This window comes from Brucella pituitosa (assembly GCF_965577835.1).
In the GTDB taxonomy this organism is placed as follows: domain Bacteria; phylum Pseudomonadota; class Alphaproteobacteria; order Rhizobiales; family Rhizobiaceae; genus Brucella; species Brucella pituitosa.
In genome coordinates, this window is the sequence record NZ_OZ264092.1 from 277,947 (window position 1) to 292,527 (window position 14,581).

Here is a 14,581-nt window from a genome sequence, read left to right on the forward strand (position 1 = left end):
GCGGCCTTATCTCAGAAAATCCGGCAATCGTCAGGCTGACGCGTTGCCTTTTTCGTCCTGACGCTCGGCGTAGATATACAGTGGACGTGCACTACCATCCACAACATCGCCAGAAATGACCACTTCCTGCACGCCTTCCAGCGTCGGAAGCTCGAACATCGTATCGAGCAGGATCTTTTCCATGATCGAGCGCAAACCACGTGCACCCGTCTTGCGTTCCACGGCCTTATTGGCAATCGCCCGCAGGGCATCGTCGTGGAAGCTCAGCTCGACATTTTCCATGTCGAACAGACGCTGATACTGCTTCACGAGCGCATTCTTGGGCTCAGTCAGGATCTGCACCAATGCGTCAACATCGAGATCTTCGAGTGTTGCAATCACTGGCAGACGACCAACGAATTCCGGAATAAGACCGAACTTCAGAAGATCTTCAGGCTCGAGTTCCTTGAAGACATCGCCGATACGACGATCATCTACCGACTTGACGGTTGCACTGAAGCCAATCGACGTCTTTTCACCGCGAGCAGAGATGATCTTGTCGAGACCGGCAAAAGCACCACCACAGATGAACAGAATGTTTGTCGTATCCACCTGCAGGAACTCCTGCTGCGGATGCTTGCGACCACCCTGCGGCGGCACGGAAGCGACAGTACCTTCCATGATCTTCAGAAGCGCCTGCTGAACGCCTTCGCCCGATACGTCACGGGTAATCGATGGATTGTCCGATTTGCGGCTGATCTTGTCGACTTCATCGATATAGACGATGCCGCGCTGCGCACGTTCAACGTTGTAATCAGCCGACTGAAGCAGCTTCAGAATAATATTTTCGACGTCTTCACCGACATAGCCTGCTTCTGTCAGCGTCGTAGCATCAGCCATGGTGAATGGAACATCGATGATACGAGCGAGCGTCTGAGCAAGATAGGTCTTGCCGCAGCCCGTCGGGCCGACCAACAGAATGTTGGACTTTGCCAGTTCGATGTCGCTGCTCTTCGTCTGATGCGCGAGACGCTTGTAGTGATTGTGCACGGCAACAGCGAGAACGCGCTTAGCGCCCTTCTGGCCAATAACATAATCGTCAAGAACGTCCATAATTTCCTGCGGCGTAGGCACACCTTCGCGCGACTTCACCATCGAGGTTTTGTTTTCCTCGCGGATGATATCCATGCAAAGTTCGACGCACTCGTCGCAGATAAATACGGTCGGGCCTGCAATCAGCTTACGCACTTCATGCTGGCTTTTGCCACAGAACGAGCAATAAAGCGTATTCTTTGAATCGCCGCCGCTGTTGCTGACTTTGCTCATTGCAGTTTCCTTTCAATAAACCGAAATGAACAACAACCTCATCGCGTGTTCATTCCGATCGTTTTTTCCGGTTCGGATCCATTTGGGGAAGCAAAACACACTTCCTTGACGGTCCATCAGCAGCTTCAACGCGCTGCTTCTAGTCTCGGGATTCCAGTCACCGCAGGCTTCCCGACCGAAGAAGCCCTAAGTGGTGACTTTTGCAGAACCTAAAGCGGGGAACAATTGAAAAATCAGGTTCCCCGACGAGATTCCGCATAATCTGAACAATTTTAGCGCCCGGAACCCCAACAGATGCTTAACGCGATGCGTTAACCTTCACGTACGACCAAGAAATAAGCCGCTTTTGTGGCAACGGACGCTAAAAATCCAGCAAACCGGGTAAACCGGCCTCTGTTTACTTCGATTCTTCAGCACCAGTTTCGCGTGATTCGATCACCTTATCGATCAAACCGAATTCAAGAGCTTCCTGCGCCGTCATGAAATGATCACGATCAAGTGTGCGCTCAATCGTCTCGTAATCACGGCCAGTGTGCTTAACGTAAATCTCGTTGAGGCGGCGCTTCATCTTGATGATGTCCTGCGCATGACGTTCGATATCCGACGCCTGTCCCTGGAAACCACCTGATGGCTGATGCACCATGATGCGTGCATTTGGCAGCGCAAAACGCTGGCCGGTTGCACCGGCGGTCAGCAGCAGAGAGCCCATCGACGCAGCCTGCCCCATGCAAAGCGTGGAAACGGGCGGCTTAATGAACTGCATCGTGTCATAGATCGCCATACCGGAGGTCACAACGCCACCGGGCGAATTGATGTACATGTTGATCTCTTTCTTCGGGTTTTCCGATTCAAGAAAGAGAAGCTGCGCGCAAATCAGCATGGACATGCCGTCTTCGACAGGACCGTTGACGAAGATGATGCGTTCTTTCAGCAAGCGCGAGAAGATATCATAGGCCCGCTCACCACGGTTGGTCTGCTCGACCACCATCGGCACGAGGTTCATGACGGTTTCAATGGGATCTCTCATAATGGGCCTCTGCATATTTATGACGAATATGAATCGTTTGGATGTTCCATACATAGGGCTTTGCAGCCCTGTTCCGCAAGATGCCGATCAATCCCAGTCGGAATCATCAATGACAGGCTTAATGCCACGTTTCTCATCCAGCATTTTACGCGATGTTTCAGTCAGGCGGGCGCGGATACGAACCGACCCATCCTCCAGATCTTCTCGCTTTACGTCACTGCCGTGCTGGTAAATCCAGTCAAGGATTTGCATCTCAAACGGAGACAATACGACGTCTACCGAACCGAGCGCCCCTGCAATGCGGGTCTCGATAAGCGAAAGCAACCTGTCAACGCCTTCACCTGTCCAGGCTGAAAGCGGAATCGGACGGCCTTCGTCACTGCCTGCAGCAGCAAGACGAGATGCTGCCTCGCGCCCCGCTTCATCCAGATTGTCGATCTTGTTCCATATCTGGATCACGCGTTTGTGGTCATGAGGTTCGACGCCAAGACCTGCAAGAATGCTCTCTACATCCTCTGCCTGTGCAGCATTATCCGGATCGGAAATATCGCGCACATGCAAAATCAGGTCAGCCTCGACGACCTCTTCAAGCGTCGCGCGAAACGCCGCTACCAGATGGTGAGGAAGGTTCGAAATAAAGCCCACGGTATCGGACAGGATAACCGTTTCGCCATGCGGAAGACGGATACGGCGAAGCGTCGGGTCCAGCGTAGCAAACAGCATGTCCTCAGCCAGAACATCAGCGCCGGTCATGCGGTTGAACAGTGTCGATTTGCCCGCATTTGTATAACCGACGAGCGCAACAACGGGATGTGGCACCTTACGGCGCTTCTGGCGATGCAGCGTACGCGTGCGAACAACTGTTTCCAGCTCACGCTTGATCTTCAAAATCTTGTCTTGAAGCATACGTCTGTCGGCTTCGATCTGTGTTTCACCCGGACCGCCAAGGAACCCGCCACCACCGCGCTGACGCTCAAGGTGGGTCCAGCTTCTGACAAGACGCCCCTTCTGATAGTTCAGATGTGCAAGTTCAACCTGCAGCGCACCTTCCTTGGTGCGCGCTCTCTCGCCGAAAATCTCCAGAATGAGGCCCGTGCGGTCGATAACCTTGACGTTCCATTCCTTCTCCAGATTGCGTTGCTGCACCGGTGTCAGTGAATGATCTACGATGACAAGCCCGATTGACTTGTCTTCAAGAATTTCAGCAATCGTCTCTACCTTACCTGTCCCCAGCAGGGTTGCGGGGCGTGGCGTGTTCACCACTACATTTTCGGCATGAGCAATTTCGAGATTGATCGCACGCGCAAGACCGACAGCTTCCTCCAGCCGCGCTTCGTTAGAGCGCTGGAACTGGGGTCTTTCACCTTCTTCACTTGCAGTGCTTGTATTGTGCCGTTCTGGCAATATAGGAACGATAACCGCTGCTCTGGTGGGTTCTGGCTCAGACAGGCCAAATCCCTTGTTTTCATCGGCAGGCGATATGTTCTTATCCTTGAATTTCGACAAATAGATTTACTCCGGGATACGGAAACGAACTACCCATGCAGATAGGTCTCCGCACAAGCGGTTTCAAACATTAGAGCACCGTGCGTCCCAACGGGCGCACAAAGGTCGCTCTAACAGTTTAAGTTTACTGAATAATTCAATCTTAAATCGATCCCGATTTAAGAAATTATGCAGACGACGCCCCGGCTAATCAAATTACAATCCGAACACCAGATCTGGCGAGATTGGAATCGAAAAAACTGGAGCGGAGTGACAGCTTTGCGAAATCACCACGCTCCAGCAAAAACTGGCCAGTTAAGCTGGCCAATAACTGGTAAGCGTCAGACTTCCTCACCCTCGAACATCTGCACAGGCTGACTTGGCATGATGGTCGAAATTGCATGCTTATATACAAGCTGCGAATGGCCATCGCGACGCAGCAATACGCAGAAATTGTCAAAGGACGTCACGATACCCGTGAGTTTCACGCCATTAATAAGGAAGATGGTCAGTGAAATTTTCTGCTTGCGTACAGAATTGAGAAAAAGGTCTTGAAGATTTTGCGATCGTTCAGCCATTGTTTTTATTCCTTTAATCGATCAGCAGTCAGCTCGCCAAATGCCAGACGAGCACGCGCACACACATAAATCAAGCTCCCGGATTGCGCAAAACCGGTCACTGATCGCAATTGCTGTGGAAAGACAACTGCTTCGCTCTTTAGCTTCGGTTAACAGGATGGGAATCTTTGCGCAACCGGCAATTTCAAATGCATGCAGGCAAATCTTTCAGGCCCCACAAATCTGGCATTCTTTTCAAGGAGCTGAGAGGAAAAAGCCTTAGGCCAATTTGTTACATTGTCTCAACGACATCTTGGAATGGTCCATCGAGTAGTGGTTTAACACGCTCAATCGCCCACATATAAAAGCTACCGGGCTTAAGAAAAACCACTTCCTTGTGCTTCTTATGGATATGAAATCCGATAAAGTCCGGATGCTTCGTTGGTTCCAGGCCATAAGCAGGGTCATAAATGCGTGTAGCTTCCCTCCCGACCCAGTAGTAGAAATTCTCCTGCGGTGCCGCATTTTTGAATATGCCGTACTTGCGGGCCAAACGCGAAATACCATCATTGCCGAAGATCGTGATCCCGATGGCGGCTGGTGTAATGTCTTTGCCAGTCATTCGATAATAAAGCGGACGCAGCTTACCGCGTCTCAGGCCAAGCCAGCGAGGCAATGGATAGCTCGCAGCAACATAAGCTTCAAATTCGCGGATGATAGGATGGTCGTGCGGCAGATAAAGCGCTGAAACTCCCACTCGGAAACGATTCTCACGTGCGAGATACGGCTTTAACGGATCAGGATGAAATTGTTTGAGCAGATAGACATCTGTATCAAGCCAGACGCCCTGCTTGTGCTTCATCAGCATTATACGGAAAATATCGCTGAACTGAACGATGGTCGTCCTGCTGCGAAAGTTTGGATATCCCGGATCCAGCCGTTTAAAGACCTGTTCGGGCAATATCTCGCTGGCGTCACACAGTTCTACTCCCTGTGGCACGTTTTCTATTGGCGCGTAAGAAAACAATTTCACGCGTTGACCCGTCATGACCATCGAGGCCAGACAGATTTGATCAACTTCACGCAGACGCGGTCCGTACCAAAAAGTGCAGATATCCATATAAGCCCCGATGAAAGTACTGCCCTATTTTAATCAAAGCCGGGTGATCAGAAAAACTCAAGGCTGACGCGGAACATCTGTTCCACATGTTTGATCGCATCCGCAGTTGCAAAAATCACAACACGATCCCGCGGTTTGATCCTTACATTACCGTTTGGCTGGATAACTTGCCCGTCGCGATAAATCGCACCGATTCGCAAACCTTCCGGCAGGTCGAGGTCGCGCAAAGGTGCTCCAACCAATGAGGAGGTCTCAAGCGCTTCAGCCTCAATAATTTCAGCCATATCGCGATAGACACTATAAACCGCCCGGATACGGCCACGCCGAACATGCTGTAATATCTTCGATACAGTCACTGCCTTCGGATTAATGTATGCATCGATACCCACCATGTGGGTGAAATCCTGATAAGCGACGGTATTGATCAGCGCCATGTTAGCCTTGCAGCCAAGACGCTTCGCCATGATGCTCGATAGAATGTTGACCTGATCCTGATTGGTCAGTGCCACAAAAAGATCAGCATCTTCGATATCTGCTTCTTGCAAAAGCGCCTGATCAAGCGCGCTGCCATGCAGAACCATTGTTCTGTTAAGCTGATCAGCAATCGCAAAAGCGCGGTCGTGCTCGCTTTCGATCATCTTGATCCGTGTTTGCCATTTGCGTTCTTCAATCGCTTTGGCAACATAAAGTCCGATATTTCCGCCGCCAGCAATGACAATACGATGTGCTTCCGGCTTTTCATGCCCGAACAATGAAAGCGTTCTGCGAACCTGTTCGCGGGTTGTCACCACATAGGCGAGATCGCCGGCATGAAGCTGATCCGTCGAACGCGGAATAAAAAGGCTGCCATTGCGAACAACGCCAACGACCGTTGCCGCGAGATCGGGAAACAGGTCTGACAATTGTTTCAGCGGCGTATTAATAACCGGACATTCATCAAGGCATTCGATTGCAAGACCGATGATTTTATCATCGGCAAATCGCAGAACATCAGTAGCCCCCTGCAAGGCGATACGCCGCAAGACGACTTCACCGACTTCAAGCTCCGGTGAAATAATAACGTCGATGGGCAAGTTTTCGCGCAGGAACAGGTCCTGATACTCGGCCTTGAGGTAAGACTGCGCGCGAATGCGTGCGATCTTGGTCGGCACGTTGAAAACTGAATGCGCCACCTGACACGCCACCATATTGACTTCGTCAGATAGGGTGACTGCGATAATCATATCAGCTTCGTTGGCACCAGCAGCAGCCAGCACATCGGGTTGAGACCCATGACCAACAAAGCCGCGTACATCCAGCGTATCGCGGACGATCTCGATATGTCGTGCAGACGTATCGATGACGGAGACGTCATTTTCTTCAGCAGCAAGCCGCTCGGCGATGCCATAGCCAACCTGCCCTGCTCCGCATACGATTACCCGCATATCATCCCGCCTGCTTTAAACTTGTAATTCTCTTATACGCCGAGAGATTTCAGTTTGCGATGCAAAGCCGAGCGTTCCATGCCGACGAATTCAGCAGTACGCGAGATATTGCCACCGAAGCGGTTGATCTGTGCAATCAGATATTCCTTCTCGAAACGCTCACGCGCCTCGCGCAAAGGTAGGGCCATGATATGCTGATCGGACTCAGTGGGTGCACGCGGCAGCGTGTCACCAATTTCTGCTGGCAGAAGGTCGGCGGTTACTGGCGCTTCCGGATCATCGCCACGCGCCAGAATCATCACGCGTTCCACATTATTGCGCAGCTGACGAATATTGCCCGGCCAACTATGGGACTGCAAAACCGCCATAGCATCGGAACCGATCTTGCGCGGCTTGATACCGGCCTGTTCGGCAATCTGCGTCATGAAATATTCGACCAGCGCTGGAATATCTTCGCGCCGCGCCGCAAGGGCTGGCACATGCACCGGCACCACCGAAAGACGATGGAAAAGGTCTTCGCGGAATGTACCCTCAGCAATCATGCCTTCAAGGTTCTGTGCGGTCGAAGAAATGATGCGGACATCAACCTTCACACGCTTGGTTCCACCCACCCGCTCAAACTGCTGATCGACCAGAACACGCAAAATCTTGTTCTGCGTCTCACGCGGCATATCGGCAACTTCATCGAGATAGAGAATACCCCCATGTGCTTCTTCAAGCGCACCAACTTTACGCTCACCACCATCCATTTCCGTACCGAACAGCTCGATTTCCATGCGTTCCGGCGTAATGGTTGCAGCATTGACCGTTACAAACGGCCCATTGGCGCGCGTTGATTGCGCATGAATGGCACGCGCGGCCAACTCCTTGCCGGCACCGGAAGGACCAGTGATCATAATACGGCTATTGGTCGGCGCTACGCGCTCGATTGTCTGGCGAAGCTGATTGATAGCCAGCGACGCACCGATCAAATCCAGATTATCGCCACTGCGCTTACGCAGGTTGGAAACTTCACGCTTGAGCTTGGATGTCTCCAGAGCGCGCTCCGCAACCAGAATGAGGCGGTCAGCCTTGAATGGCTTTTCAATGAAATCATAAGCTCCGCGGCGGATCGCGGACACTGCTGTCTCGATATTGCCGTGACCGGAAATCATAACAACAGGCAGCTCCGGATGTTGCTTCTTGATCTCGTCAAGCAGCGCTAGCCCATCAAGACGGCTGCCTTGCAACCAGATATCGAGGAACACCAGACGCGGCACACGATCATCGATGGCTGCGAGCGCACTGTCAGCGTCAAAAGCAGTACGGGTTTCATAGCCTTCGTCGCTCAGAATACCTGCAACGAGTTCCCGAATGTCCGCTTCATCATCAACTACAAGAATATCGGCTGCCATATCAATTCACCTGTCCAATTATCTTGTTTCCGTGATTCCCCTCTTCCGTACCGGTCACACCGGTGGAAATCTCAGGAAAGATCATACGTATCATTGCGCCACGTCCTCCGTGGAAATCTGCTGGCGCATCATGCAATTCCAAATGTCCGCCATGTTCTTCAACAATCTTGCGAACGATAGCGAGACCAAGTCCCGTGCCCTTTTCACGCGTGGTCATATAGGGCTCGAGCAGTTTCTGACGGTCATCGCCCGGCAAACCTTTACCGTTGTCGATAACATCGACCACGAGTTGTCCGTCGATTTTTTGCGACCGAACGAGAATATATCCATCCCCACGCTCTTCCTTGGAAACTGCATCAATAGCCTCACTGGCGTTCTTGATGACATTACCAAAGGCCTGTCCCAGCAATCGGCTATCGAAAGAGCCGATGAGCTTTTCAGAACCATATTCATGGTTGAAATGAATATCATTCCGGCTGACTTCGATAAGAAAGGATGCTTCACGAAGCGCTTCTCGCAGGTCCATTGCACGCATTTCCGGCTTCGGCATACGCGCAAAAGCCGAAAACTCATCAACCATGCGACCAATATCACCGACCTGCCGGATGATCGTTTCCGTGCATTGATCGAAGACTTCCCGGTCTTCCGTAATCACCTTGCCGTAACGACGGCGAATGCGTTCTGCTGAAAGCTGGATCGGGGTCAGTGGGTTCTTGATTTCATGTGCAATGCGACGCGCAACATCGGCCCATGCGGAAGAACGCTGTGCCTGAACAAGATCGGTAATGTCATCGACCGTCACCACATAGGAATAATCGTCAGATTCCGCGTCCTCTACCGTAACCTGCACGTTGAAGTTGCGTGCAGCACCTCCACGAGTCATGCTGACTTGTTCGCGATGCACAGTGCGTCCTGTAGTGCGTGCGACCTCGAAGGCCTGTCCAATTTCCGGCGCGATACTGGTAAGGCTTTTGCCAATTGCATCCTGTGAGCTCACCCCGAACATGTGTTCGGCAGAGCGATTGAGGATCGAAATGGATCCATCGGACTCAATGCCAATAACACCGGCAGTCACCCCCGAAAGCACGGCTTCGGAGAAGCGGCGACGCTCATCGATCTGATCTTTTGCAGAAATAAGTTCGTTACGCTGGCTCTTCAGCTCCGCAACCATGTTGTTGAACGTTCCCGAAAGCGCCCCCACGTCACCATCCGATGAACGAACAGGCACGGAAATATCGAGATTACCCGCCGCCACATTATCAGCTGCCCCAATCAACAGGCGAATTGGACGTACGAGACGGTCAGCAACCGCAATACCGGTCCATATAGCCGATAACAGAAGAATCAGCGTCAAACCGAAATAGAGCAACGCAAAAGCGATCTGGGTCGGAATACGATTGGCATCCATCTCCTGATAGCGTTGTGTGTTCGCTTCCATCAGGCGCATGGCTTCCAGAATCTGCTGATCAACGGCACGAACCGTGTAAAGATAAAGATCCGGAATCTCGCGCATCTTTATAACCGCACCGACGAAATTACTGTTGCCGGGAGGGATGATCACAGGCTTGCCATCAACGGCAGTTTTCAATGCATCTTCGGTAGGAGGTGGAAGGCGCGTCTCAACACCGGTTTCACTTTTGACAATGACATCGCCGCCTTCACGCACAAGGAATGCGCCAAGCAACCCACGACCACCGGCCTGGAGCGTCATATAGCGGATGAAGCCGCCCCGATCGAGGCTGTAAAGCGTGCGCTGAGCATCGAGTTCCTGCAACATCGAGAACGATGTGCTTTGCAGATTGAGTGCCGTTTCACGAATGTAAGCAGTCGTCAGACTTTGCGATGAACTCACAATGTCGCGCGTATTGGTATCAAACCAGCGATCAAGCCCAAGATTGAGCGTCACCGACGCAACGATTGCCACCAAGATGGCCGGAATAGCCGCAATCAGTGAGAACAGCGCGACAATACGGACGTGCAGCCGGGAAGCAGCCTTTCCTGACCGGCGCGCCGACACAATGCGATAGACTTCACGACAAATCAGCAGGATCAGAAAAACAATCAGCGCAACATTGACGATAACGAGCGCCAGCGTCACGTTGCGATCAGGTGTGATTGGCGTAATACCAATAAGAATGGCAAAAGAAATCGATGCCGTGATCAGCGCCGAAACAACGGTGATAATACCGGGCAATGCGAGAAGCCTGCGCCCCTCACCCGCACGTGATGATCGCTCTTCCCCGTCCATATCCGTCGTCAGATTCGCTGTGTTCATGTTAACCATGTTACCCAATAGCGTTGCATCTATGCAACGCATTGTGGCGAAAATGCAACGATTGTTTACAGCTTTTAAGCATTTCCAGCAAAAGTGCGAAGCGGTTTTGCGTTGGATAATGCGCCAGACAAATAGTTAGATCGATGATCTAACTACGACTTCTCAAAAGAGTAAGCGGATTTCGGCGCGTAATGATGGCTTAACTCTGTTTAGCACCACGATAAATGTTGACGCCAAGCTCTCTGATCTTCTTGCGCAACGTATTGCGGTTCAGTCCAAGAATCTCTGCTGCCTTGATCTGATTGCCACGCGTCGCGGTTAGGCAAGCAAGGATCAGCGGATATTCCAGTTCTGCGAGAACACGGTGATAGAGACCCGGCGGTGGCAGATCAGAGCCAAAGGACGCGAAATAACGCTGCATATTGTGCTCTACCACCTGCGAAATGGTGATATTCTCGATATCGGCAGATGTGGAAACCGGAACGTCAGGCTTTGATAGCTCGGACTTCAGTTCGGCTTCGATGATCTCCGGTGAGATTTCGTCCTGCGGGTAAAGAGCGGCCAACCGGCGCACAAGGTTTTCCAGCTCGCGCACGTTGCCCGGCCATGGATAGCGACGCATCATGTCGAACCCGGCAGCAGTAATACGCTTCTCCGGCAACCCCTCCTCAGCAGCTCGCTTGAAGAAATGACGTACCAGATCGGGCACGTCCTCACTACGCTCGCGCAATGGCGGCAGGCGCAGCGGCACAACATTGAGACGGTAATAAAGATCTTCGCGGAAAAGCCCCTGCGCGATGAGCTGACGCAGATCCTTGTTGGTTGCAGCCACGATGCGCACATCGGTTTTGATCGGCGTGCGACCGCCAACTGTCATATATTCGCCCTGCTGCAACACACGCAGCAAGCGCGTCTGCGCCTCCATTGGCATATCGCCGATTTCATCAAGAAACAGCGTGCCGCCATTGGCTTGTTCAAAACGTCCGCTTGAACGGTTCTGTGCGCCAGTAAAGGCACCCTTTTCATGGCCGAACAATTCGGACTCGATCAGATCACGCGGGATCGCAGCCATATTGATTGCGACAAACGGCCCTTTGCGGCGGCGACCATATTCATGAAGCGCTCGTGCAACGAGTTCCTTACCCGTACCCGACTCACCTGTGACCATCATGGTCAAATCGGTCTGCATCATACGGGCAAGCACGCGATAGATTTCCTGCATAGCAGGCGAACGACCGACCAGCGGCATGTTCTCGGCCTGCTCATCAGGCATCGCGGCTGCTGGCTTATGCTTGGGCTCAGAGAGCGCACGACCAACAATGTTGATAAGCTCAGTCAAATCGAAAGGTTTTGGCAGATATTCATAGGCACCGGCTTCCGAAGCGCGGATTGCGGTCATGAAAGTATTCTGCGCGCTCATCACCACGATCGGCAGATCAGGGCGCATCTTCTTGATGCGCGGAAGCAGATCAAAGGCATTCTCGTCCGGCATGTTGACGTCTGTGATGACCAGATCACCGTCACCAGCGGCTACCCAGCGCCAGAGCGATGTTGCATTGGACGTCACCCGAACATCATAGCCTGCACGAGACAGTGCCTGATTAAGCACCGTACGGATTGCAGCATCGTCATCTGCGACGAGAATCGTACCTGTCGGACGTCCGGCAATCATTCGTTATCTCCTGTCTTTGCAGACATCTTTGAGCTCTTTGAACTCGTGTTATCGGCAGAACTCTTCCATGCAGGCATGAGTATGCGGAATGTTGTACGGGACGGATGGCTGTCGCACTCAATCACACCGCCATGATCACCGATAATCTTGGCAACAAGCGCCAGTCCCAAGCCAGAACCATTGGTCTTTGTGGTCACAAATGGATCAAACAGATGCGGCAGCATATCTTCGGGAACGCCCGGACCATTATCGTGCACGCAGAATTCGAGTGGCAACGCCACGCGGTCACTCGCGCCAGGAACCTGCAAGCGAATGCCCGGACGATAGGCTGTTGAAAGTGTGATCTCAGCCCCTTCGCGGTCACCGAGAGCCTCAGCTGCGTTCTTCACCAGATTAAGAAACACCTGAACCAGTTGATCCCGATTGGCAAAGACAGGCGGCAATGAGGGATCATATTCCTCAACGAAGCGAATATGCCGCGCAAATCCATTGCGTGCTATGGCCTTCACATGGTCGAGCACCGAATAAATATTGACTGCAGTGCGCTCGATTGGACGCTCGTCGGAAAACACTTCCATACGATCGACGAGCTTAACAATACGATCAGTTTCATCGGTGATGAGCCGCGCAAGTGCACGATCTTCATCCGTTACCACCTGTTCAAGCAATTGTGCTGCGCCGCGAATACCGGAAAGCGGGTTCTTGATCTCATGCGCCAGCATGGAAGCAAGCCCTGTAACCGAACGCGCAGCGCCACGATGCGTCATCTGGCGATCGATCTTCTCCGCCATGGTCTTCTCCTTAAACAGGATCACCACAGCGCCCGGAGTCTCGATCACCGGAGCCACATAAAGATCAACGATGCGCTCAGCACCAAGCTTAGGAGACGATATATCGACGCGATATTCGTTAACCGGCACCTGACTGGTGCGAACCTGATCAACCAAAGCCAATAACGGGCTTCCGAAAGGAAGAAAGGATTCCAGCCGGTTGCGCGCCAGTATGGAGGAACCAGAGCGAAAAAACTGCTCCGCATCCATATTGGCATAAACGATATGATTGTCAGTGCTGACCATGATGACAGGCTGATTGATCGCATCCAGAATTATGCCCGGGATGCCGCCCGCTTCTGCTCTTCCGACCATCATGCGACCTTTCTGATTACGTCTGCAGGATTTGCATCACGCAAAAATACGCGGGCGAGCGCCACGATAACCGCTTCAGGGTCGGTGAGCGTCATGATTTCAGCCTTAGTTTTTTTAGATTGTTCTGACGACGAGAATGCCTCGTCCACATGGCGATCCAGATACCAGCCGAGATGCTTTCTTGCATGGCGGATACCAGTCTTGCTGCCATAATGGTCGAGCATATCTTCGTAATGTCTTATAATATAAGAAAGAACTTCTTCTGGAGAATGCGGCGCAAAATCACTCCCCGCAATCGCACCGGCCAACCACGGCTGTCCATAGGATGCGCGCCCAACCATAACAGCGTCCGCGCCCGAACGACGCAACAACTCCTCCGCATCGGCACGCGATAACACATCACCGTTGGCAACCAATGGAATCTTCACCACATCACGCACGGCACGAATAGCGTCCCAATCGGCGGTGCCCTCATAGAACTGACAACGGGTGCGGCCATGGACCGTGACCATCGCAATGCCCGCATCTTCGGCACGCTTTGCCAATTCCGGCGCATTGATGCTGTTTTCATCCCAACCGAGACGCATTTTGAGCGTAACCGGAACTTTGACAGCATTTACCGTAGCTTCAACCAATGTCATCGCATGGTCGAGATCGCGCATCAGCGCTGAACCGGAATAGCCGCCCGTCACCTTCTTGGCGGGGCAGCCCATATTGATATCGATGATATCCGCACCCTCTCCCTCGGCTATCCTGGCCGCTTCGCCCATCCAGTGTGCTTCACGCCCTGCGAGCTGCACGACATGCGTACCCAACCCCTCACCAGAAAGGCGCAGCATGCTTTCTTTATGCCGATTGCAGAGTTCTGCGCTCGCAACCATCTCCGAAACGACCATACCTGCGCCAGCCTCGGCAGCGCGTTTCCGGAATGGAAGGTCAGAAACACCCGACATGGGCGCGAGAAAAACGCGGTTTTGAAGTACCACGCCACGTATGTTCAGAGGTTGTTCGAGGAGAGTCACCAAGAAATGCCCATTTGATGTGCATGATGCAATTAGCACACACTTTAATCACTCAATGCATTGAACGCAAGGAAAAGCGCGTGCCTGCGCTGATAAATCCATTGCGGTATGGCAATTATTTGCGCAAGGCATTATTCGGCTTGCAGACGATTGTT

11 protein-coding genes and 1 pseudogene are annotated in these 14,581 nt (G+C 52.3%); all 12 read right to left on the reverse strand.

The features are described from left to right. Positions 1 to 30 precede the first annotated feature (30 nt). The 12 genes and pseudogenes from clpX to dusB all read right to left on the reverse strand — a co-directional run bounded on the left by clpX (position 31) and on the right by dusB (position 14,426). A complete protein-coding gene (clpX, locus tag ACSME1_RS01315; protein WP_024897131.1) occupies positions 31 to 1,305 on the reverse strand; it encodes an ATP-dependent Clp protease ATP-binding subunit ClpX in 1,275 nt (424 codons plus the stop codon). 397 nt (positions 1,306 to 1,702) lie between these two features. Continuing rightward, entirely contained in the window at positions 1,703 to 2,332 is a 630-nt protein-coding gene (gene clpP / locus ACSME1_RS01320; protein ID WP_024897130.1) for an ATP-dependent Clp endopeptidase proteolytic subunit ClpP, read from the reverse strand. A gap of 87 nt (positions 2,333 to 2,419) precedes the next feature. Then, positions 2,420 to 3,838: a GTPase HflX gene (gene hflX, locus ACSME1_RS01325; protein ID WP_024897129.1), complete on the reverse strand. Its 1,419-nt coding sequence runs from the start codon at positions 3,836 to 3,838 to the stop codon at positions 2,420 to 2,422. A gap of 320 nt (positions 3,839 to 4,158) precedes the next feature. Beyond that, positions 4,159 to 4,395 carry an RNA chaperone Hfq gene (gene hfq / locus ACSME1_RS01330; RefSeq protein WP_007875113.1) on the reverse strand — a complete coding sequence of 79 codons (237 nt, stop codon included), beginning with the start codon at positions 4,393 to 4,395 and terminating at the stop codon, positions 4,159 to 4,161. Between the two features lie 5 nt (positions 4,396 to 4,400). Then, positions 4,401 to 4,599, reverse strand: a pseudogene (locus ACSME1_RS01335) (hypothetical protein). Between the two features lie 67 nt (positions 4,600 to 4,666). Further along, positions 4,667 to 5,494, reverse strand: a complete 828-nt coding sequence (locus ACSME1_RS01340) for a glycosyltransferase (RefSeq protein WP_024897128.1) — start codon at positions 5,492 to 5,494, stop codon at positions 4,667 to 4,669. 47 nt (positions 5,495 to 5,541) lie between these two features. Next, complete coding sequence (gene trkA, locus ACSME1_RS01345) at positions 5,542 to 6,918, reverse strand: Trk system potassium transporter TrkA (RefSeq protein ID WP_024897127.1); 1,377 nt, start codon at positions 6,916 to 6,918, stop codon at positions 5,542 to 5,544. A gap of 32 nt (positions 6,919 to 6,950) precedes the next feature. Next, positions 6,951 to 8,312, reverse strand: coding sequence for a nitrogen assimilation response regulator NtrX (gene ntrX, locus ACSME1_RS01350; RefSeq protein WP_024897126.1), 1,362 nt, complete (start codon positions 8,310 to 8,312; stop codon positions 6,951 to 6,953). 1 nt (position 8,313) lies between these two features. Further along, positions 8,314 to 10,629, reverse strand: a complete 2,316-nt coding sequence (locus tag ACSME1_RS01355; protein ID WP_024897125.1) for a sensor histidine kinase NtrY-like — start codon at positions 10,627 to 10,629, stop codon at positions 8,314 to 8,316. Between the two features lie 157 nt (positions 10,630 to 10,786). Next, positions 10,787 to 12,259 carry a nitrogen regulation protein NR(I) gene (gene ntrC, locus ACSME1_RS01360; RefSeq protein ID WP_024897124.1) on the reverse strand — a complete coding sequence of 491 codons (1,473 nt, stop codon included), beginning with the start codon at positions 12,257 to 12,259 and terminating at the stop codon, positions 10,787 to 10,789. Beyond that, a complete protein-coding gene (locus ACSME1_RS01365; RefSeq protein ID WP_024897123.1) occupies positions 12,256 to 13,404 on the reverse strand; it encodes a two-component system sensor histidine kinase NtrB in 1,149 nt (382 codons plus the stop codon). Before ACSME1_RS01365 ends, ntrC begins: the two co-directional genes overlap by 4 nt. Further along, positions 13,404 to 14,426 (reverse strand): tRNA dihydrouridine synthase DusB, encoded by a 1,023-nt coding sequence (dusB, locus tag ACSME1_RS01370; RefSeq protein ID WP_181153617.1) that lies wholly within the window; start codon positions 14,424 to 14,426, stop codon positions 13,404 to 13,406. The genes ACSME1_RS01365 and dusB overlap by 1 nt, the downstream gene beginning before the upstream one ends. Positions 14,427 to 14,581 lie beyond the last annotated feature (155 nt).

What these genes read in the sequence shown, in the direction of transcription:
- ACSME1_RS01340 (WP_024897128.1), bottom strand. Translation starts at nt 5,494, where the DNA reads ATGGATATCTGCACTTTTTGGTACGGACCGCGTCTGCGTGAAGTTGAT.
- trkA (WP_024897127.1), bottom strand. Translation starts at nt 6,918, where the DNA reads ATGCGGGTAATCGTATGCGGAGCAGGGCAGGTTGGCTATGGCATCGCC.
- clpP (WP_024897130.1), bottom strand. Translation starts at nt 2,332, where the DNA reads ATGAGAGATCCCATTGAAACCGTCATGAACCTCGTGCCGATGGTGGTC.
- ACSME1_RS01365 (WP_024897123.1), bottom strand. Translation starts at nt 13,404, where the DNA reads ATGGTCGGAAGAGCAGAAGCGGGCGGCATCCCGGGCATAATTCTGGAT.
- clpX (WP_024897131.1), bottom strand. Translation starts at nt 1,305, where the DNA reads ATGAGCAAAGTCAGCAACAGCGGCGGCGATTCAAAGAATACGCTTTAT.
- hfq (WP_007875113.1), bottom strand. Translation starts at nt 4,395, where the DNA reads ATGGCTGAACGATCGCAAAATCTTCAAGACCTTTTTCTCAATTCTGTA.
- ntrC (WP_024897124.1), bottom strand. Translation starts at nt 12,259, where the DNA reads ATGATTGCCGGACGTCCGACAGGTACGATTCTCGTCGCAGATGACGAT.
- ntrX (WP_024897126.1), bottom strand. Translation starts at nt 8,312, where the DNA reads ATGGCAGCCGATATTCTTGTAGTTGATGATGAAGCGGACATTCGGGAA.
- ACSME1_RS01355 (WP_024897125.1), bottom strand. Translation starts at nt 10,629, where the DNA reads ATGCGTTGCATAGATGCAACGCTATTGGGTAACATGGTTAACATGAAC.